A 19,121-nucleotide genomic window follows, 5' to 3' on the forward strand; every position below is an offset into this window, starting at 1 on the left:
GCCTCAGGGGCGAGCACGGTCCCCGGGGGCCGAAGCGGTCGAGCCGCGCACCACCAGTTCCGGCATGAACACGAACTCGCTGTGGGGCGCGGGCGTCCCGCCGATCTCCTCCAGCAGCGTGCGGACCGCCGCCTGGCCCATCGCCGGGACCGGCTTGCGGATCGTGGTCAGCGGCGGGTCGGTGAAGGCGATCAGCGGCGAGTCGTCGAAGCCGACCACGGAGATGTCCTTCGGCACCTCCAGGCCACGCTGCCGCGCCGCCCTGATCGCGCCCAGCGCCATCATGTCGCTGGCGCACACCACGGCCGTGCAGTTCTGCTCGATCAGCGCCGTGGCCGCGGCCTGCCCGCCCTCCAGGGTGTAGAGGGAGTGCTGGACCAGCTCCCTCTCGACGGTCTCGGCGCCCAGGCCCAACTGGTCCTGCATGGTGCGCACGAACCCCTCGATCTTGCGCTGCACGGGCACGAACCGCTTGGGCCCCAGGGCCAGACCGATCCGCGTGTGCCCCAGGGACACCAGGTGCGTCACCGCGAGGTTCATCGCCGCGCGGTCGTCGGGGGAGATGAACGGCGCCTGCACCTTCGGCGAGAAGCCGTCGACCAGCACATACGGCACGCCCTGCGCGCGCAGCCGGTCGTAGCGCTGCATGTCGGCGGTGGTGTCCGCGTGCAGCCCGGAGACGTAGATGATGCCGGCGACCCCGCGGTCCACGAGCATCTCGGTCAGCTCGTCCTCGGTCGAGCCGCCCGGCGTCTGGGTGGCCAGCACCGGCGTGTAGCCCTGCCGGGTCAGGGCCTGGCCGATGACCTGGGCCAGGGCCGGGAAGATCGGGTTCTCCAGCTCCGGGGTGATCAGGCCCACCAGGCCCTCGCTGCGCTGGCGCAGCCGCACCGGGCGTTCGTAGCCCAGCACGTCGAGGGCGGCCAGCACGGACTGGCGGGTGGTGGCGGCGACGCCCGGCTTCCCGTTGAGGACGCGGCTGACGGTCGCTTCGCTCACCCCCGCCTGAGCAGCGATGTCGGCAAGCCGTGTGGTCACAGCACCGGACTGTAGCGGCCGGGGTTCTGCTTGCACACCGACGGGACGCCTGGTGCGGGCCGGCGCACGGCCCGCTGCGGGTTGCTTGGTCATCGCGGTCCCTCGAAGTCGTGGTCGGCGTCCGATCCGCAACGGATGATTCCCCCGCCGGCAACGGATGGCAAGTGCTTGCAGAGTCTTGCACAACTGTCCGACTCCCCGCCGAACAGCCGGAAATCCCGGCTCCGCAGGGGCCGGAGCGAGGTCACGGCGGGATAACCATCCGCACCGCTTGCAACTTTTTGCTGCAAGGTCTTTCGCAACTCGTTGCAGCGCGGCTAATCTCACCGACGCCCGGCCGCCAACGGCGCAGTCGGCAGCACGAACGGGCTTTCACCCTCAAGGAGAACTCATGCGGCGTGGCATAGCGGCCACCGCGCTGGTGGCGTCCCTCGCCCTGGCGGCGACGGCGTGCGGCGGAAGCGACAGCGGCGACGAGGCCGACGGCCCGGTCACCATCACCTGGTGGGACACCTCCAACGCCACCAACGAGGCGCCGACCTACCAGGCCCTGGTCAAGGAGTTCGAGGCCGCCAACAAGGACATCAAGGTCAACTACGTCAACGTCCCCTTCGACCAGGCGCAGAACAAGTTCGACACCGCCGCCGGTTCCAAGGGCGCCCCCGACGTGCTGCGCTCCGAGGTCGGCTGGACCCCCGCCTTCGCCAAGAAGGGCTTCTTCGCGCCGCTGGACGGCACCGAGGCCCTCGCCGAGCAGGACAAGTTCCAGCCCAGCCTGATCGAGCAGGCCAAGTACGAGGGCAAGACCTACGGCGTCCCCTTCACCACGGACACCCTCGCCCTCGTCTACAACAAGGCCCTGTTCGAGAAGGCCGGCGTCGAGGCCCCCAAGACCTGGGACGACCTGAAGAAGGCCGCCGCCACCATCAAGGACAAGACCGGCGTCGACGGCTACTGGGGCTCCACCCAGGCCTACTACGCCCAGTCCTTCCTCTACGGCGAGGGCACCGACACCGTCGACGTCGACGCCAAGAAGATCACCGTCACCTCGCCCGCGGCCAAGAAGGCCTACGGCACCTGGCGGAGCCTCTTCTCCGGCAAGGGCCTGCACAAGGCCGACACCACCGCCGACGCCTACGCCCACATCCAGGAGGCGTTCGTCAGCGGCAAGGTCGCCTCGATCATCCAGGGCCCGTGGGAGATCACCAACTTCTACAAGGGCTCCGCCTTCAAGGACAAGGACAACCTCGGCATCGCCACCGTCCCGGCCGGCTCCACCGGCAAGGCGGGCGCCCCGACCGGCGGCCACAACCTCTCCGTGTACGCGGGCTCGGACAAGGCCCACCAGGAGGCCTCGCTGAAGTTCGTGAAGTTCATGACCTCGGCGAAGGCGCAGGAGACCATCGCGCTGAAGAACTCCACGCTCCCCACCCGCGAGGACGCCTACACCGCGAAGGTCAAGGCCGACCCCGGCATCGCCGGCTACCAGGGCGTGCTGTCCTCCGCCCAGCCGCGCCCGGCGCTGCCCGAGTACAGCTCCCTGTGGGGTCCGCTCGACGACGAGCTGATCGAGATCGCGGGCGGCAAGGAGTCCCTGGACAAGGGCCTCGGTGACGCCGAGACCGCCATCACCAAGCTGGTGCCGGACTTCTCCAAGTGACCGCCGCGTGGCCGCCGGATCCCCCGGTCATGGGGGAGGGGGTCCGGCGGCCACCGGCCCGCGCCTGTGTCTGGGCAGCTCCCCTTGAACTCCTTGAACCTCCAGAAGGTGTCGAACCATGACCGTCGTCATCGACCGAGCGACCGGCAAGCGGCGCGGTGAGCGGGAACCGCGGCCCGGGCCGGGCAGGCGGCTGAAGAACGGCTTCCACAAGCACTGGTACGCCTACGCGATGATCGCCCCGGTGGCGATCGTCCTCGGCGTCCTCGTGCTGTACCCGCTGGCGTACGGCCTGTACCTCACCCTCACCGACGCCACCAGCCTCAACACCGCCCGTACGATCGGCGTCAACCACATCGACGCCACCTACCAGTTCATCGGCCTGGACAACTACGCCGACATCCTGTGGGGCCCGACGTCGTACGACCGCTTCTGGTCGCACGTCCTGTGGACGGTCTTCTGGACGGCGGCCTGCGTCGCCCTGCACTACGGCATCGGCCTCGGGCTGGCGCTGCTGCTGAACCAGAAGCTGCGCGGGCGCACCCTCTACCGGCTGATCCTGGTGCTGCCCTGGGCCGTGCCGACCTTCGTCACCGTGTTCGGCTGGCGGTTCATGCTCGCCGACGGCGGCATCATCAACTCCGGCCTGGACTTCCTGCACCTGCCGACGCCGCTGTGGCTGGAGGACACCTTCTGGCAGCGGTTCGCCGCGATCATGGTCAACACCTGGTGCGGTGTGCCGTTCATGATGGTCTCGCTGCTCGGCGGACTCCAGTCGATCGACGCGAGCCTGTACGAGGCGTCCGAGATGGACGGCGCGAACGCCTGGCAGCGGTTCCGGTACGTCACCCTGCCCGGCCTGCGGTCCGTCAGCACCACGGTCGTGCTCCTCGGCGTGATCTGGACCTTCAACCAGTTCGCCATCATCTTCCTGCTGTTCGGCAACACCGCCCCGGACGCCCAGATCCTCGTGACCTGGGCCTACCAGCTGGGCTTCGGGCAGCAGCCGCGCGACTACGCCCAGTCCGCCGCCTACGGAATCCTGCTCCTGTCCCTCCTGATCGTCTTCACGTCCTTCTACCGCCGCTGGCTGAACCGCAACGAGCAGCAGCTCGCGATCTGAGGCAGGAGTCCGAAATGAGTACGACCACCGCCGAGACCTCCGCCGCGGACACCGGGCGGCGACCCGTCGGCGCACCCCGCAAGGTCCGCCGCCGCGACGAGCGCAGCCGGGCGGCCTCCCTCGTCTCGCACGCCGTCCTGATCGGCGCGAGCCTGACCGCGCTCTTCCCGATCGCCTGGCTGGTCTTCCTGTCCCTCGGCCCGGACAAGGACGACTACCTCCACCCCGGGCGCATCTGGGGCAAGATGGCGCTCGACAACTACGCGTTCGTCCTCCAGGACACCAATTTCTTCCACTGGCTGAAGAGCACGCTGATCGTGGGGCTCGGCACGACGCTGATCGGCGTCGTCGTCGCCGCGTCCACCGGGTACGCGGTCTCCCGCATGCGGTTCCCCGGCTACCGGAAGCTGATGTGGGTGCTGCTCGTCACCCAGATGTTCCCGATCGCGGTACTGATCGTGCCGATGTACCAGATCCTCTCGGATCTGCAGCTCATCGACAGCTACCTTGGTCTCATCCTTGTCAACTGCACCACGATCGTTCCGTACTGCGCCTGGCTGATGAAGGGCTACTTCGACACCATCCCGTTCGAGATCGACGAGGCCGGCCGCGTCGACGGGCTGACCCCCTTCGGCACGTTCGCGCGGCTGATCCTGCCGCTGGCCAAGCCGGGCCTCGCGGTCGCGGCGTTCTACAGCTTCCTCACGGCCTTCGGTGAGGTGGCGTTCGCTTCGACGTTCCTGCTGAGCGACGACAAGTACACGTTCGCCGTCGGTCTCCAGACGTTCGTGAGCGAGCACGACGCGCAGCGGAACCTGATGGCCGCGACCGCGGTTCTGATCGCCATACCGGCCGCCGCGTTCTTCTACCTCGTGCAGAAGAACCTGGTGACCGGGCTCACCGCAGGCGGCACGAAGGGGTGACCCAGCGCCCCTCGGGGCACTGCCGAACCGCACTTCACAAGCCCGAGGCGGCCGCGGCGCCCATCCGACCCCGCTGTGCCGCGGCCGCCTCGTCACCCACCCCGACGCCTCACATGACCACACCTCTGTTACGCATCAAGGACGACATGAGCCAGCACTCAGCTGCACCTGCCCCCACCCCCACGTCCGCCGTGGCCGTCGCCAAGCGTCGCGACTGGTGGCGGGACGCGGTGATCTACCAGGTGTACCCGCGCAGCTTCGCCGACAGCAACGGCGACGGCATGGGCGACCTGGAAGGTGTCCGCACCCGTCTGCCGTACCTGCGCGACCTCGGCGTGGACGCCGTGTGGCTCAGCCCCTTCTACGCCTCGCCGCAGGCCGACGCCGGCTACGACGTCGCCGACTACCGGGCCGTCGACCCGATGTTCGGCAACCTGCTGGACGCCGACGCGCTGATCCGCGACGCCCACGAGCTGGGCCTGAGGATCATCGTCGACCTCGTGCCCAACCACTCCTCCGACCAGCACGAGTGGTTCAAGCGGGCCGTCGCTGAGGGCCCGGGCTCCCCCCTGCGGGACCGCTACCACTTCCGCCCCGGCAAGGGGAAGAACGGCGAACTCCCGCCCAACGACTGGGAGTCGATCTTCGGCGGCCCGGCGTGGACACGGGTCCCGGACGGTGAGTGGTACCTGCACCTCTTCGCCCCCGAGCAGCCCGACTTCAACTGGGAGCACCCCGCGGTCGGCGACGAGTTCCGTTCCATCCTGCGCTTCTGGCTGGACATGGGCGTCGACGGCTTCCGGATCGATGTCGCCCATGGTCTGGTGAAGGCGGAGGGGCTTCCCGACCTTGGATCCCACGACCAGGTGAAGCTGCTGGGCAACGATGTCATGCCGTTCTTCGACCAGGACGGGGTGCACGAGATCTACCGGCAGTGGCGCCTGATCCTCGACGAGTACGCGGGGGAGCGGATCTTCGTCGCAGAGGCGTGGACCCCGACCATCGAGCGGACCGCGAACTACGTCCGCCCGGACGAGCTGCACCAGGCCTTCAACTTCCAGTACCTCAGCACCCACTGGGACGCGGCGCAGATGCGCGAGGTCATCGACCGCACCCTGGACGCCATGCGTCCGGTCGGCGCCCCCGCCACCTGGGTGCTGTCCAACCACGACGTGACCCGGCACGCCACCCGCTTCGCCAACCCGCCCGGCCTCGGCACCCAGATCCGCCTGGCCGGCGACCGGGAACTGGGCCTGCGCAGGGCCCGGGCCGCGACCCTGCTGATGCTCGCGCTGCCCGGCTCCGCCTACATCTACCAGGGCGAGGAGCTGGGTCTTCCGGACGTCGTGGACCTGCCGGACGAGGTGCGCCAGGACCCGGCGTACTTCCGGGGCGCGGGCCAGGACGGCTTCCGTGACGGCTGCCGGGTGCCGATCCCGTGGACCCGGACCGGGTCGTCGTACGGCTTCGGGGACGGGGGCAGCTGGCTGCCTCAGCCGGACGGCTGGGGCGAGCTGAGCGTCGAGGCGCAGACCGGCGAGCCCGGCTCCACCCTGGAGCTGTACCGGGCCGCGCTCGCCGTGCGCCGCGAGCAGCCCGACCTCGGCGCCGGCTCCTGCGTGGAGTGGCTGCGGGCGCCCGAGGGGGTGCTCGCCTTCCGGCGCGGGGAGTTCGTGTGCGTCGCGAACACCACCGGCGAGTCGGTGGCGATGCCGGCGTACGGCCGGGTGCTGGTCGCGAGTCGGGAGATCGTCCAGGTCGACGACGAGGCGAAGCTGCCGGCCGACACGACGGTGTGGTGGACCACCGCCTGATCGCTCCCTGATTTTCCGTTGAATTTCGCACGGCCCGCTGCCCTTTCGGGCGGCGGGCCTTTAACATCTGCGTCACCGCAAGGTTTCTGAACCTTGCAGCAAGAACCTTCAACGAAGAAGGAAACCCCACATGGCACGCAGACACCTCTCCGCCGCCGTCGCGCTCGCCGCGGCTGCGGTTGTCATGAACCCGTCCAGTGCACAGGCCTCCCCACCTGGCACCAAGGACGTCACCGCCGTCCTCTTCGAGTGGAAGTACGCTTCCGTCGCCCGCGAGTGCACCGGCACCCTCGGCCCCGCCGGATACGGCTACGTCCAGGTCTCCCCGCCCGCCGAGCACATACAGGGCCCGCAGTGGTGGACGTCGTACCAGCCGGTCAGCTACAAGATCGCCGGCCGGCTCGGTGACCGCGCGGCCTTCCAGAGCATGGTGAACACCTGCCACGCGGCCGGTGTGAAGGTCGTCGTCGACACGGTCGTCAACCACATGTCCGCGGGCAGCGGCACCGGCACCGGCGGCTCGTCGTACACCAAGTACAACTACCCCGGCCTCTACTCCGCGCCCGACTTCGACGACTGCACGAGCCAGATCGGCAACTACCAGGACCGCTGGAACGTCCAGCACTGCGAACTGGTGAACCTCGCCGACCTCGACACCGGCGAGAACTACGTCCGCGGGGCCGTCGCCGGGTACATGAACGACCTGCTCTCCCTCGGCGTGGACGGCTTCCGCATCGACGCGGCCAAGCACATGGACGCCGCCGACCTGGCGAACATCAAGTCCCGGCTGAGCAATCCGTCGGCGTACTGGAAGCAGGAGGTCATCTACGGCGCCGGCGAGGCCGTCCAGCCCACCGAGTACACCGGAAACGGCGACGTCCAGGAGTTCCGCTACGCCTACGACCTCAAGCGGGTCTTCAACAACGAGAACCTCGCCTACCTGAAGAACTACGGCGAGGGCTGGGGCTATATGAGCAGCGGCGTCTCCGGTGTCTTCGTCGACAACCACGACACCGAGCGCAACGGCTCCACCCTCAGCTACAAGGACGGCGCCAACTACACCCTCGCCAACGTCTTCATGCTGGCCTGGCCCTACGGCGCGCCCGACATCAACTCCGGCTACGAGTTCACCGACCACGACGCCGGCCCACCGAACGGCGGTCAGGTGAACGCGTGCTGGCAGGACGGCTGGAAGTGCCAGCACAACTGGCCGGAGATCAGGTCGATGGTCGCCTTCCGCAACGCCACGCGCGGTGAGGCCGTGACCAACTGGTGGGACAACGGCAACGACGCCATCGCGTTCGGGCGGGGCGGCAAGGGCTTCGTGGCCATCAACCACGAGTCGGGATCGCTGAGCCGTACGTACCAGACGTCGCTGCCCGCGGGGACGTACTGCAACGTGCAGAACAACACCACCGTGACGGTGAACTCCAGCGGTCAGTTCACCGCCACCCTCGGCTCCGACACCGCCCTGGCGATCTACGCCGGCAAGTCCAGCTGCTAAGCGCACCAGCGGGGAACGTGGGACCGACGCTCATCGAGTGCCGGCCTGCGTTCCCCGGGGGCTGACGAGGTGGTTGAAATTTCTTTCCAGCGGTTTCAAGACTCTTGCTGTAAGTGTTTCGGCGGCGATACGGTCGCGCGGGGTCGGACCCGAGAGAGCCGCAATCGCAAGGAGTCCACGTCAGTGATACCGAGATGGCGTGCGCCCTCAAGGCGCCGAACCTCCCGTGCCGGACGGATCGCCGCGGTCACTGCCACCGCGCTGGCCGCAGCACTCGTCCAGCCGCTCGCCGCCGGGGCGGCCACCCCACCGGCGCCCCCGTCCGACGCGAAGCTCGCCGCCGAGCCCGCCCGCCACGACGCCACCCGCGAGCAGTTCTACTTCGTCCTGCCGGACCGCTACGCCAACGGCGACCCGCGCAACGACAAGGGCGGCCTGACCGGCTCCCGCCTCGCCACCGGCTACGACCCCACCGACAAGGGCTTCTACCAGGGCGGCGACCTCAAGGGCCTGACCAAGAAGCTCGACTACATCAAGGGCCTCGGCACCACCGCCCTCTGGATGGCCCCGATCTTCAAGAACCAGCCCGTGCAGGGCACCGGGGCCAACGCGTCCGCCGGCTACCACGGCTACTGGATCACCGACTTCACTCAGGTCGACCCGCACTTCGGCACCAACGAGGACCTCGAAACCCTCATCGACAAGGCCCACGCCAAGGGCATGAAGGTCTTCTTCGACGTCATCACCAACCACACGGCGGACGTCGTCGACTACGAGGAGAAGTCCTACGACTACCTGTCCAAGGGGGCGTTCCCGTACCTGACGAAGGACGGCAAGCCCTTCGACGACGCGGACTACGCGGACGGGCGACGGGACTTCCCGGAGGTCGACAGCGGCTCCTTCCCGCGCACTCCGACCGTCCCTGCGGCGAAGAAGAACGTCAAGGTCCCGTCCTGGCTCAACGACCCGACGATGTACCACAACCGCGGCGACTCCACCTTCGCCGGTGAGAGCTCCACCCACGGCGACTTCAGCGGCCTCGACGACCTGTGGACCGAGCGGCCCGAGGTCGTGCGGGGCATGGAGCGGATCTACCAGCGCTGGGTGCGGGACTTCGGCGTCGACGGCTTCCGGATCGACACCGTGAAGCACGTCAACATGGAGTTCTGGACGCAGTGGGCCACGGCCCTCGACGCCTACGCGGCCAAGAAGGGCCGGGACGACTTCTTCATGTTCGGCGAGGTGTACTCGGCCGACACGGACGTCACCTCCCCGTACGTCACCCGGGGCCGCCTCGACGCCACGCTCGACTTCCCCTTCCAGGAGGCGGCCCGCCAGTACGCCTCCCAGGGCGGCAGCGCGCAGAAGCTCGCGAGCGTCTTCGGCGACGACTACAAGTACACGACCGACAAGGCCAACGCGTACGAGCAGGTCACCTTCCTCGGCAACCACGACATGGGCCGGATCGGCCACTTCCTGAAGCAGGACGACCCGAAGGCCACCGACGCCGAGCTGCTCAAGAAGGACAAGCTCGCCAACGAGCTGATGTTCCTCAGCCGCGGCAACCCCGTCGTCTACTACGGCGACGAGCAGGGCTTCACCGGCGCGGGCGGCGACAAGGACGCCCGGCAGAGCATGTTCGCCTCCCGCACCGCCGACTACCTCGACGACGACCGGATCGGCACCGACCGCACCCACGCCGACGACGCCTACGACACGAGAGCACCGCTCTACCGCCAGATCAGTGCTCTCGCGGCGCTCCGCAAGGCCCACCCCGCCCTGGCCGACGGCGTCCAGCAGCAGCGGTACGCGGCCGACGGCCCTGGTGTGTACGCCTTCTCCCGCACGGACGCCAAGAGCGGCATCGAGTACGTCGTCGCCTTCAACAACGCGGACGAGGCGAGGACGGCGACCTTCGCGACCGGTTCGGCCGGCATGGTCTTCAAGGGCATCCACGGCACCGACGCCGCCCCGAAGAGCGACGGCGACAGGAAGCTCACCGTCACCGTCCCGCCCGGCTCGGCGATCGTCCTCAAGGCGGCCGGCAGGCTCGCCGCGCCCGCCACCGGGCCGACGATCAGCCTGCAGGCCCCGGCGGCCGGCGCCACCGGCACGGTCGAGGTCACCGCGGACGATGGGGGCACCTCCCGCTCGAGCGAAGCCGAGAGCGGGGGAGGCGGGCAGCTCAACCGGGTCGTCTTCGCCGCGCAGACCGGCAACGGAAAGTGGCAGGTCCTCGGCTCCGCCGACCACGCCCCCTACAAGGTCACCCACACCATCGGCAAGGACGTGGCACCGGGTACGGCCCTGCGCTACAAGGCCGTCGTGGTCGACTCGGCCGGCCGCACCGCGAGCGCCCTGGCCGGCTCCACCACCGGCACCCCGCCCGCCCCTCAGCCGCCCACCGCCTCCGCCCGCGACTACGCGATCGTCCACTACAAGCGTGCGGACGGCGACTACGCCGACTGGGGCCTGTACGCCTGGGGCGACCTCGCCGAGGGCGAGGCCACCGAGTGGCCCGAGAGCCACCCCTTCACCGGCCGGGACGCCTACGGCGCCTTCGCCTGGGTCAAGCTCAAGCCCGGCGCCTCGAACGTCGGCTTCCTCGTCATCGACAAGGACGGCGACAAGGACGTCTCCACCGACCGCACGATCGACGTCACCAAGACCGGTGAAGTCTGGATCGAGCAGGGCAAGGACACCGTCACCACCGAGCGGCCCGAGTACCCGGCGCCCGACCAGGGCAAGGCCGTCCTGCACTACCACCGGGCCGACGGGAACTACGACGGCTGGGGACTGCACGTCTGGACCGGCGCCGCGAACCCCACCGACTGGTCGAACCCCCTGAAGCCGGTGAAGACTGACTCCTATGGCGCTGTCTTCGAGGTGCCGCTCACCGAGGGTGCCACCAGTCTCAGCTACATCATCCACAAGGGCGACGAGAAGGACCTGCCCACCGACCAGTCGCTCGACCTCAAGGCCGACGGCCACGAGGTGTGGCTGGTGAACGGCCAGGAGAAGTACCTGCTCCCGCAGCCCGCGGGCAGTTCCGCCGCCCTCGACCTGACCACCTCCAAGGCGGTCTGGATCGACCGGAACACCCTCGCCTGGAACAGCTCCGAGGCCGCCGCCTCCACGCAGCTGCTGTACAGCCTGGACGGCTCGATCGCGGTGAAGGACGGCACGCTGACCGGGGACGCCAAGTGGCTGCGCCTGTCGAAGAGCGAGCTCACCGACGCCCAGAAGGCCAGGTTCCCGCACCTGAAGGACCACGCCGCCTGGACCGTCGACCCGCGCGACCGGGACCGGGTCCGCGAGGCCCTGCGCGGCCAGGTCGTCGCCACCCGGCACGCGGCGAACGGAGCCGTGCTCGCGGCCACCGGCGTCCAGACCGCCGGTGTCCTCGACGACCTGTACTCCGGCGCCACAAGGGCGGACCTCGGACCGACGTTCGCCAAGGGCCGCCCCACCCTGTCGGTGTGGGCGCCGACCGCGCAGTCCGTCGCCCTGGAACTCGACGGCAGGACCGTCGCCATGCGCCGCGACAGCGCCACCGGCGTCTGGTCCGTCACCGGCCCGAAGTCCTGGAAGGGCAAGCCGTACCGGTACGCCGTGAAGGTCTGGGCGCCCAGCGCCGGCAAGGTCGTCACCAACAAGGTCACCGACCCCTACTCGGTCGCCCTCACCGCGGACTCCGAGCGCAGCCTGGTCGTCGACCTCGGCGACAAGTCCCTGGCGCCGAGCGGCTGGTCGACGTACACCAAGCCCAGGGCCGTACCGCTGAGGGACGCCCAGATCCAGGAGCTGCACGTCCGGGACTTCTCCGTCGAGGACCGGACGGCGAAGCACCCGGGCACCTACCTCGCCTTCACCGACAAGGCGAGCGACGGCTCCAAGCACCTGCGCGAGCTGGCGAAGGCGGGCACCTCGTACGTCCACCTCCTGCCCGCCTTCGACATCGCCACGATCCCGGAGCGCAAGGCCGACCAGGCGGGCGTCGACTGTGACCTGGCCTCCTACCCGGCCGACTCGGACAAGCAGCAGGAGTGCGTCGGGAAGATCGCCGCGAAGGACGCCTACAACTGGGGCTACGACCCGTACCACTACACGGTCCCCGAGGGCTCCTACGCCACCGACCCGGACGGCACGGCCCGCACGGTCGAGTTCCGCAGGATGGTCAAGGCGCTGAACGACGACGGCCTGCGGGTCGTGATGGACATCGTCTACAACCACACCGCGGCCGCCGGCCAGGAGCGGACCAGCGTCCTCGACCGGATCGTGCCCGGCTACTACCAGCGGCTCCTCGCCGACGGCTCGGTGGCGAACAGCACCTGCTGCGCCAACACAGCCCCCGAGAACGCCATGATGGGCAAGCTGGTCGTCGACTCGATCGTCACCTGGGCCAAGGAGTACAAGGTCGACGGCTTCCGCTTCGACCTCATGGGCCACCACCCGAAGGCCAACATCCTCGCGGTCCGCGAGGCCCTCGACGCGCTCACCCCGGAGAAGGACGGCGTCGACGGCAAGAAGATCATCCTGTACGGGGAGGGCTGGAACTTCGGTGAGGTCGCCGACGACGCCCGGTTCGTCCAGGCCACGCAGAAGAACATGGCCGGAACCGGCATCGCCACCTTCTCCGACCGGGCCCGTGACGCCGTGCGCGGCGGTGGCCCCTTCGACGAGGACCCCGGCGTGCAGGGCTTCGCGTCCGGCCTCTACACCGACCCCAACTCCTCGGAGCACAACGGCACTCCGGCCGAGCAGAAGGCCCGCCTGCTGCACTACCAGGACCTGATCAAGGTCGGGCTGTCCGGCAACCTCGCCTCCTACCGGTTCACCGACACCGGCGGCAAGGAGGTCAAGGGCGCCGAGGTCGACTACAACGGCTCACCCGCCGGCTACGCGGACGCCCCCGGCGACGCCCTCGCCTACGCCGACGCGCACGACAACGAGTCCCTCTTCGACGCGCTCGCCTTCAAGCTGCCCGCCACGACGAGTGCGTCCGACCGGGCCCGGATGCAGGTCCTCGCCATGGCGACGGCCACCCTGTCCCAGGGCCCGGCCCTCTCCCAGGCCGGCACCGACCTGCTCCGTTCCAAGTCCCTGGACCGCAACTCCTACGACAGCGGCGACTGGTTCAACGCCGTCCACTGGAACTGCGCCGACGGCAACGGCTTCGGCCGCGGACTGCCCATGGCGGCCGACAACGCCGCCAAGTGGCCGTACGCCAAGCCCCTGTTGAGCAAGGTCAGGGTGGGCTGCGAGCAGATCGACAGCGCCTCGGCGGCCTACCGCGACCTGCTGCGGATCCGCACCACCGAGCAGGACTTCTCCCTCGGCACGGCCGAGCGGGTGCAGTCCCGGCTCTCCTTCCCGCTGTCCGGCCAGGACGAGACACCCGGCGTGATCACCATGCGGCTCGGTGACCTCGTCGTGGTCTTCAACGCCACGCCCGAGCGGCAGGAACAGCGCGTCCCCGCACTCGCCGGGACCGGCTACCGGCTGCACCCCGTGCAGGCGGCGGGGGCGGACTCTACCGTCAAGTCGTCCTCCTACGCGGCGGAATCGGGCACGTTCGCCGTTCCGGGGCGCACGGTCGCCGTCTTCACCCGGGCCGCCGGATAACCGCACTACGTTGGGTGGGGCAGACCGCGACCGACGGTCTGCCCCACCCACGTACGCCCCGAGGGGCAGTCGAGATGGACGGCAACGGCACACAGCACACCCCCGGCACCACCGTGCTGGTCGTCGACGACGTCGCGGCCAGCCGGTACGCCATGGGCGCGGTGCTGACCCGGGCCGGCCACCAGGTCGTGCCGGTCGCCAGCGGCGGCGAGGCGCTCGTCGAACTCGACGTCCGGCTGCGGGACGGCACCCTGCCCGACGTGGCCCTCGTCGACGTGGGCCTGCCGGACATGAGCGGCTTCGAACTGTGCCGCCGGGTCCGGGCCCGGCCGCCCATGGGCGCCCTGCCCGTCGTGCACTTCTCCGCCGCCGCGACCGCGCCCGGCGACCGGTGCCGGGGACTGGACGCGGGCGGCGACGCCTATCTGACCGTGCCCGCCGAGCCGCAGGAGATCCAGGCCGTCGTTCGGGCCGCCGTGCGCGGGGCCCGCCGCAGCACGGGGGCCGAGACCGCCGTCCACCGTCTGACGCTGCTGTCCGAGGCCATCGTCACCGTGCAGACCGCCCGCTGTCCGCGGGAACTCGCCGCCGCGGCCGCCGACGGCGCCGCCCGCCTCACCGCCTCGCCCGCCGTGGTGTTCGTGATCGGCCCGGACGGCGAGCCGTACCGGGGCACGGCCCGCTGCCGTCCCGCGCCCGCGGACAGCGGCACCCACCAGGCGGCGGCACGGCTGGTCACCCGGCTCGCGGAGGGCCGCACGGGCGTCCACGGCACCGTCGTCCCCGCGCCGCTGTGGCCGGCCGGGATGTTCCGTCCGGGCGTCGAGGAGGACGCCCGCCTGACCGTGGCGACCGCCCAGGACGGCCGGACGGCGGTCTGTCTCGCCACCCCCGTACGACGGACCGCGATCACCGACCCCGCGGCCGACGGGCTGCTCGCCCGCCTCGCCCAGGCCTGCGCGCTGGCCGCCGAGCCGCTGCTGCTGTACCGGGTGGAGCGGCACGTCGCGCTCACCCTCCAGCACAGCTTCCTGCCCCAGCCGCACAAGCTGCCGCACCTGCCCGGCGTCGACATCGTCGTCCGCTACGTGCCCGCCTCCCGGCAGACCGAGATCGGCGGCGACTTCTACGCCGCCCTGCGCACCGGCGAGGGCGTGCTCATCGCCGTCGGGGACGTCGTCGGTCACTCGCTGGACGCGGCCACCGTCATGGTCGAGATCCGGCACGCGCTGCGCGCCTACTGCGTGACCGAGAGCGACCCGGTGGTCCTGGCCGAGCAGCTCGACCGGATGCTCCAGCAGTACCACCCCGACATCACGGCCACCGTGTGCCTGGCCCTGGTCGACCCGGGCAGCGGGCGGGTGCGGATCTCCAACGCCGGGCACATCCCGCCGCTGATCCTGCGTGAGGGAGGCGGCGCCGAGTACGTCGACGCTTGCGGTCCGCTGCTCGGGCTGGGCCTGGAACGGCCCGCGCCCACCGAGCGGCACCTGGAGCCCACCGACCGCCTCCTGATGGTCACCGACGGCCTCATCGAAACCCGGGGCACCCCCCTGGAGACCTCCCTGGAACAGCTCCGCACGGCCGCCGCCGACGCCCCGGCCGGCCTCGACACCCTCTGCGACGTGCTGCTCGGCTGCTTCGGCCGGGACCGGGAGGACGACATCGCGATGCTGGCCCTGCGGTTGGGGTCTGTCTAAGGTGAGCCCGTTGACCGCCCAGAACTGGAGTGCTCATGCCGCAGATCACCGTCGACTATTCCGCCGACCTCGCCGACGGCTTCGACCGGCCCGGGTTCGCGAGGGCGCTGCACGAGGCGACCGTCGAGATCGCGGCCGCCAAGCCGCCGGCGTGCAAGACCCGGTTCCGCCGGACCGAGGACGTCGTGGTCGGCCCCGAGACCGGGGGACACGCCCATGTGCACGTCCACATCGCGCTGCTCCCCGGCCGCACCGAGGAGACGAAGGCCCGGCTCACCGAGGCCACCCTGGAGTTGCTGCGCACCCATGTGAAGGCCGCCGAGGGACGCGTGCTGCACGCCTCCGCCGAGGTGCGGGAACTGGACGCGTCGTACCGGAAGTTCGAATGCTGAGCGGTCTCAGGTCGCCAGCGCCGGCAGACGGCCGGCCAGCCGGGCGAACGGTCCGTCGGCCGGCTCCTCCTGGGCGATGCGGCGCATCAGGGCGCCCATCTCGGCGTCCTGGGCGGCGCTGACTGCGGTGAGCGCGGCGAAGTCGTGGACGAGCTGGACCTCCAGCTCGGCCCGCGGGATGCGCCGGCCGTCCAGCCAGATCAGCGCCGTCGACTCGGCGAGCGAGATCCAGGAACGCACGACCAGCTCCAGCCGCGCGGGCGGATCGGTCACGCCCAGATGCGAAAGGATCTGGACATACGCGGCCTGCCGTACGGAGTCGATGAGCGCGTTGGTCGTCGAGGAGCCGACCGCCGGGCCGCCGCGCATGAGGGCGGAGAAACCCGGGCCGTGCTCGTCCACGAAGTCGAAGAAGCGGCGCATCACCCGCAGCAGCCGCGCCCCCAGCGGCCCCTCGTGCGGTTCCACGAAACGGGCCGCGAGATCGTCCGAGGCCCGCTTCAACGCGGCCTCGTACAGGCTGAGTTTGCCGGGGAAGTAGTGGTAGACCAACGGGCGTGAAATGCCCGCGGCCGACGCTATCTCGTCGATGGAGACCTCGTCGGGCGAGCGGCGGCTGAACAGTTCGAGGGCGACGCCGATCAACTGCTGCCGCCGCTCCTCGACTCCCATTCTGCGGCGAACCCCGGTAGTCATGCGAACACCTTACCGATCGATTCCGGCCTTGAACGGATCGGATCGATCAGGGATGTTCACCCGGATGGGCCGGGGCGGGCGCCCGGGGCCGTCGGTCAGCGCAGGCCGCCGAGCGAACGCCCGTCCCGCAGCGTGCCCTTCAGCTCGGCCCGCGCCCCCTGCTCGGCCGGCACGGTCAGCAGACTGGTCCGCGACGACCCGCCGACCCCGCCCGTCGCCCGGATCGACGCGGTCTCCCGGCTGCCGGCGGCCAGCAGATACCAGTCGCCCGCCTTCGACTTCCACAGCACTCCGGCCAGTACGTGCGGGTCGCGCGCCCCGCACGCCGGAACGTTCTCGGCCTTCGCCGCCACCGCCCCGTACCGCCCGCCCGGCGTGTGGAACTGGGCGAGCACCCGCGCCCCGCCGCCCCGCCAGGTCTCGGCCCGGGTGCACACCCACGCCGCCGAACCGCTCGCGTCCGGCAGCGGCTGCTCGTTGAACGCCCAGGCGTTGACGCTCCGCACGCCCGCGGAGCGCACCGTGCCCAGCGAGCAGGCGAACGGCGCCCAGGTGCGCAGCGCCGCGGCGCCGGCCGCCTCGCGCGGGGACCCGGGCCGGCCGGCCGTGAGCCGGGCCGGAACCAGTTCGCCGAGGTCGGTCAGCAACCGCGTCCGCGTGCCGTCGGTCAGCTGCAGCACGTTCCACGACGTGCACGCGTCCGACCGCAGGACCGGGCTGGCCAGCGGCGCGGTCACACCGTCGGTGAGGGACAGGTCCATCGCGCCGGAGCCCGGCTTCATCAGGTCCCGCTCGCCCGCCTTCTCCACCCAAGGGGCGGTCAGATAACGGACGTTGCCGTCGGCCCGGCCCAGGACCACCGCGCCCGCCTCGGCCCGGCCCGCGCCGTCGACCCGGGCGAAGTCGAGGGCGGCGCCCTGCGTGCCCTCCTTCGGCTCGGCGTACCGGGCGATGCGCAGACCGTCGTAGAGGATCACCACGCGCGCCGCGTCGACCGTCCCCGCGTACAGCAGCTGGGGCGGTCCGGCCGGGCCGCCGGACGCGGTGCCGGGCGTCGCGGAGACCCGGACCGTCTCGCCGGGGCGGGCCCAGACGGCCAGGGCGCGGCGCAGCAGGGCCGAGTCGCCGGTGAGGTCGCCGCGGGCCGGCCACACCGAGAAGTCGGTGCGCGCCGAGCCGCGCCACGCGGTGGGGGAGACCCGGGTCAGCTTCGCGGGGTCCAGGGCGGCCTGGGCGGCCGGATTGCGCGCGTACGGCGGCGCGGCGGCGCCGTCGGGGCCCCAGCCCTCGCCGGGCAGACCCAGCAGCGCCCCGCACACCAGCAGGGCCGCCCCGGCGGCCAGCGCGGCCTTCAGGTGCTGGCGGCGCCGCATCAGGTCGGTGGGGCGGGCCTGCAGCGAGCAGGGGTCGAACTCGGGGGAGTCGAGCAGCCCGTACTGCGCGGGGATCCCGTCGGCCTCCAGCAGCGCACCGTCCGCGTCGGCGACGCTCGCAGCCGTGAGCACCTTGCGTACGCCGTCGTCCGTCAGCCGCTCCAGGCCGCGCAGGGCGTAGGCGGCCCGGGCCGGGCCGGACAGGGTGGACAGCCGCTGGTCCAGGGCGAGTTCGTCGGCGCCGCCGGAGCGCGGGAACAGCTTCAAGCCCCACACCTGCGGCAGCAGCGGCGGCAGCTGGGACCTCTTGGGCCATGCCTTGCGCTTCAAGGGCAGCCCCGCCTCCAGAGCCGTACGCAGCACCTGGAGACGGACCAGGGCGTAGCCCGGGTCGCCGTCCCGGCCGGTGGACTGCGCCGGGATCACCGGGGCCGGGGTGCGGTTGCGGGGGAGGGCCCGCTGGGTGAGGGCGTGCGCGGTGAGGACGCGGCGGCTGCGGCCCAGCCCGGCTGGCAGCACCAGATAGGCGAGCCGCACGAGCCTCGGGTAGTGCTCGACGAGCGCGGCCTCGGCCTGCTCGACATCGACGACCTGGCCGGCGGGGGAAGGGGGCGCGGGGCGCTGGGCGACATCCTGTGACTGCACGTTCAGCAGAACGAGCGAATCGGTGGATGGTCACCTGACAGCGGAGCGTCATGCCCCAGGCGACTCCCCGGGCTCCACGAGCAGCCGGGCGTAGTTCGCCATCGAGCGTTGGTAGCGCGGCAGATGCGGGGCCAGGGCGCCGAGGGCCAGGGACAACGCCTCGCGATCGCGGCCCAGGCTGGACAGGCACAGCGCGAGCGTCGCGCGTACGGGGTCGTCCAGCTCGTCGGAGGGAGCGTCCAGCTCGGGTGTCAGCAGCGCGACACCCTCCTCCGCCTGCCCGATGTTCCGCAGCGAGCTGGCCAGCTGGATCTTCGTCCGGCGGGTCCTGTAGGGGCTGACCTCGGCGAGACCGCGGGCCAGCGCCTCCCGGTAGAGCGGGACCGCCTTGTCCGAGTGGCCCGTGGAGTCCCAGGCGCAGGCCTGCTCGAACGGCCCGAGCGGGCTGCCCTCCGGCAGTTCGGCGACGAGGGCGTCGACGTCGGCACGGAAGCGGGCCTCGTCCTCCTCGGTCTCGGCGTAGCCGTCGAACCGGTCCCACAGGGCGGCCGTGCGATCTTCCCAGTCCTGGTTCACCGGGACACACTCGCACAGGAGTGCCCACGCCGGACACCGGGTTTTGAGCACC

The 19,121-nt window shown here is 70.8% G+C and carries 12 protein-coding genes; 8 read left to right on the forward strand and 4 right to left on the reverse strand.

Going from position 1 to position 19,121, the window contains the following annotated elements; genetic code table 11:
- Nucleotides 1–3 precede the first annotated feature (3 nt).
- Complete coding sequence (locus SCNRRL3882_RS29330; RefSeq protein WP_029180970.1) at nucleotides 4–1,038, reverse strand: LacI family DNA-binding transcriptional regulator; 1,035 nt, start codon at nucleotides 1,036–1,038, stop codon at nucleotides 4–6.
- A 391-nt stretch (nucleotides 1,039–1,429) separates the two neighbouring features.
- Here SCNRRL3882_RS29330 and SCNRRL3882_RS29335 point away from each other — a divergent pair, with 391 nt between their 5' ends.
- From SCNRRL3882_RS29335 to SCNRRL3882_RS29370, 8 genes are all read left to right on the forward strand, one after another.
- On the forward strand, nucleotides 1,430–2,698 hold the full coding sequence (locus SCNRRL3882_RS29335; protein ID WP_010037035.1) for an extracellular solute-binding protein: 1,269 nt from the start codon (nucleotides 1,430–1,432) through the stop codon (nucleotides 2,696–2,698).
- A gap of 118 nt (nucleotides 2,699–2,816) precedes the next feature.
- Nucleotides 2,817–3,821, forward strand: coding sequence for a carbohydrate ABC transporter permease (locus tag SCNRRL3882_RS29340; RefSeq protein WP_010037036.1), 1,005 nt, complete (start codon nucleotides 2,817–2,819; stop codon nucleotides 3,819–3,821).
- Nucleotides 3,822–3,835: 14 nt separating this feature from the next.
- Nucleotides 3,836–4,744: a sugar ABC transporter permease gene (locus tag SCNRRL3882_RS29345; protein ID WP_010037038.1), complete on the forward strand. Its 909-nt coding sequence runs from the start codon at nucleotides 3,836–3,838 to the stop codon at nucleotides 4,742–4,744.
- A gap of 146 nt (nucleotides 4,745–4,890) precedes the next feature.
- Nucleotides 4,891–6,558, forward strand: a complete 1,668-nt coding sequence (locus SCNRRL3882_RS29350; RefSeq protein WP_029180971.1) for a glycoside hydrolase family 13 protein — start codon at nucleotides 4,891–4,893, stop codon at nucleotides 6,556–6,558.
- 130 nt (nucleotides 6,559–6,688) lie between these two features.
- Nucleotides 6,689–8,062: an alpha-amylase gene (locus tag SCNRRL3882_RS29355; protein ID WP_010037049.1), complete on the forward strand. Its 1,374-nt coding sequence runs from the start codon at nucleotides 6,689–6,691 to the stop codon at nucleotides 8,060–8,062.
- 183 nt (nucleotides 8,063–8,245) lie between these two features.
- Nucleotides 8,246–13,687 carry a pullulanase-type alpha-1,6-glucosidase gene (gene pulA, locus SCNRRL3882_RS29360; RefSeq protein WP_010037051.1) on the forward strand — a complete coding sequence of 1,814 codons (5,442 nt, stop codon included), beginning with the start codon at nucleotides 8,246–8,248 and terminating at the stop codon, nucleotides 13,685–13,687.
- A 74-nt stretch (nucleotides 13,688–13,761) separates the two neighbouring features.
- Nucleotides 13,762–15,387 carry a fused response regulator/phosphatase gene (locus tag SCNRRL3882_RS29365; RefSeq protein WP_010037054.1) on the forward strand — a complete coding sequence of 542 codons (1,626 nt, stop codon included), beginning with the start codon at nucleotides 13,762–13,764 and terminating at the stop codon, nucleotides 15,385–15,387.
- Between the two features lie 35 nt (nucleotides 15,388–15,422).
- On the forward strand, nucleotides 15,423–15,779 hold the full coding sequence (locus SCNRRL3882_RS29370) for a 5-carboxymethyl-2-hydroxymuconate Delta-isomerase (protein ID WP_029180972.1): 357 nt from the start codon (nucleotides 15,423–15,425) through the stop codon (nucleotides 15,777–15,779).
- Between the two features lie 6 nt (nucleotides 15,780–15,785).
- Here the strand turns inward: SCNRRL3882_RS29370 and SCNRRL3882_RS29375 are convergent, their stop codons facing one another.
- The 3 genes from SCNRRL3882_RS29375 to SCNRRL3882_RS29385 all read right to left on the reverse strand — a co-directional run bounded on the left by SCNRRL3882_RS29375 (nucleotide 15,786) and on the right by SCNRRL3882_RS29385 (nucleotide 19,069).
- A complete protein-coding gene (locus SCNRRL3882_RS29375) occupies nucleotides 15,786–16,475 on the reverse strand; it encodes a TetR/AcrR family transcriptional regulator (protein WP_086012483.1) in 690 nt (229 codons plus the stop codon).
- A gap of 95 nt (nucleotides 16,476–16,570) precedes the next feature.
- Nucleotides 16,571–18,493 (reverse strand): hypothetical protein, encoded by a 1,923-nt coding sequence (locus tag SCNRRL3882_RS29380; RefSeq protein ID WP_010037065.1) that lies wholly within the window; start codon nucleotides 18,491–18,493, stop codon nucleotides 16,571–16,573.
- Nucleotides 18,494–18,541: 48 nt separating this feature from the next.
- Nucleotides 18,542–19,069 (reverse strand): tetratricopeptide repeat protein, encoded by a 528-nt coding sequence (locus SCNRRL3882_RS29385; RefSeq protein ID WP_010037067.1) that lies wholly within the window; start codon nucleotides 19,067–19,069, stop codon nucleotides 18,542–18,544.
- Between the last annotated feature and the right edge of the window lie 52 nt (nucleotides 19,070–19,121).

Origin of the sequence: Streptomyces chartreusis NRRL 3882, assembly GCF_900236475.1 — a bacterium.
Taxonomy (GTDB): Bacteria; Actinomycetota; Actinomycetes; order Streptomycetales; family Streptomycetaceae; genus Streptomyces; species Streptomyces chartreusis_D.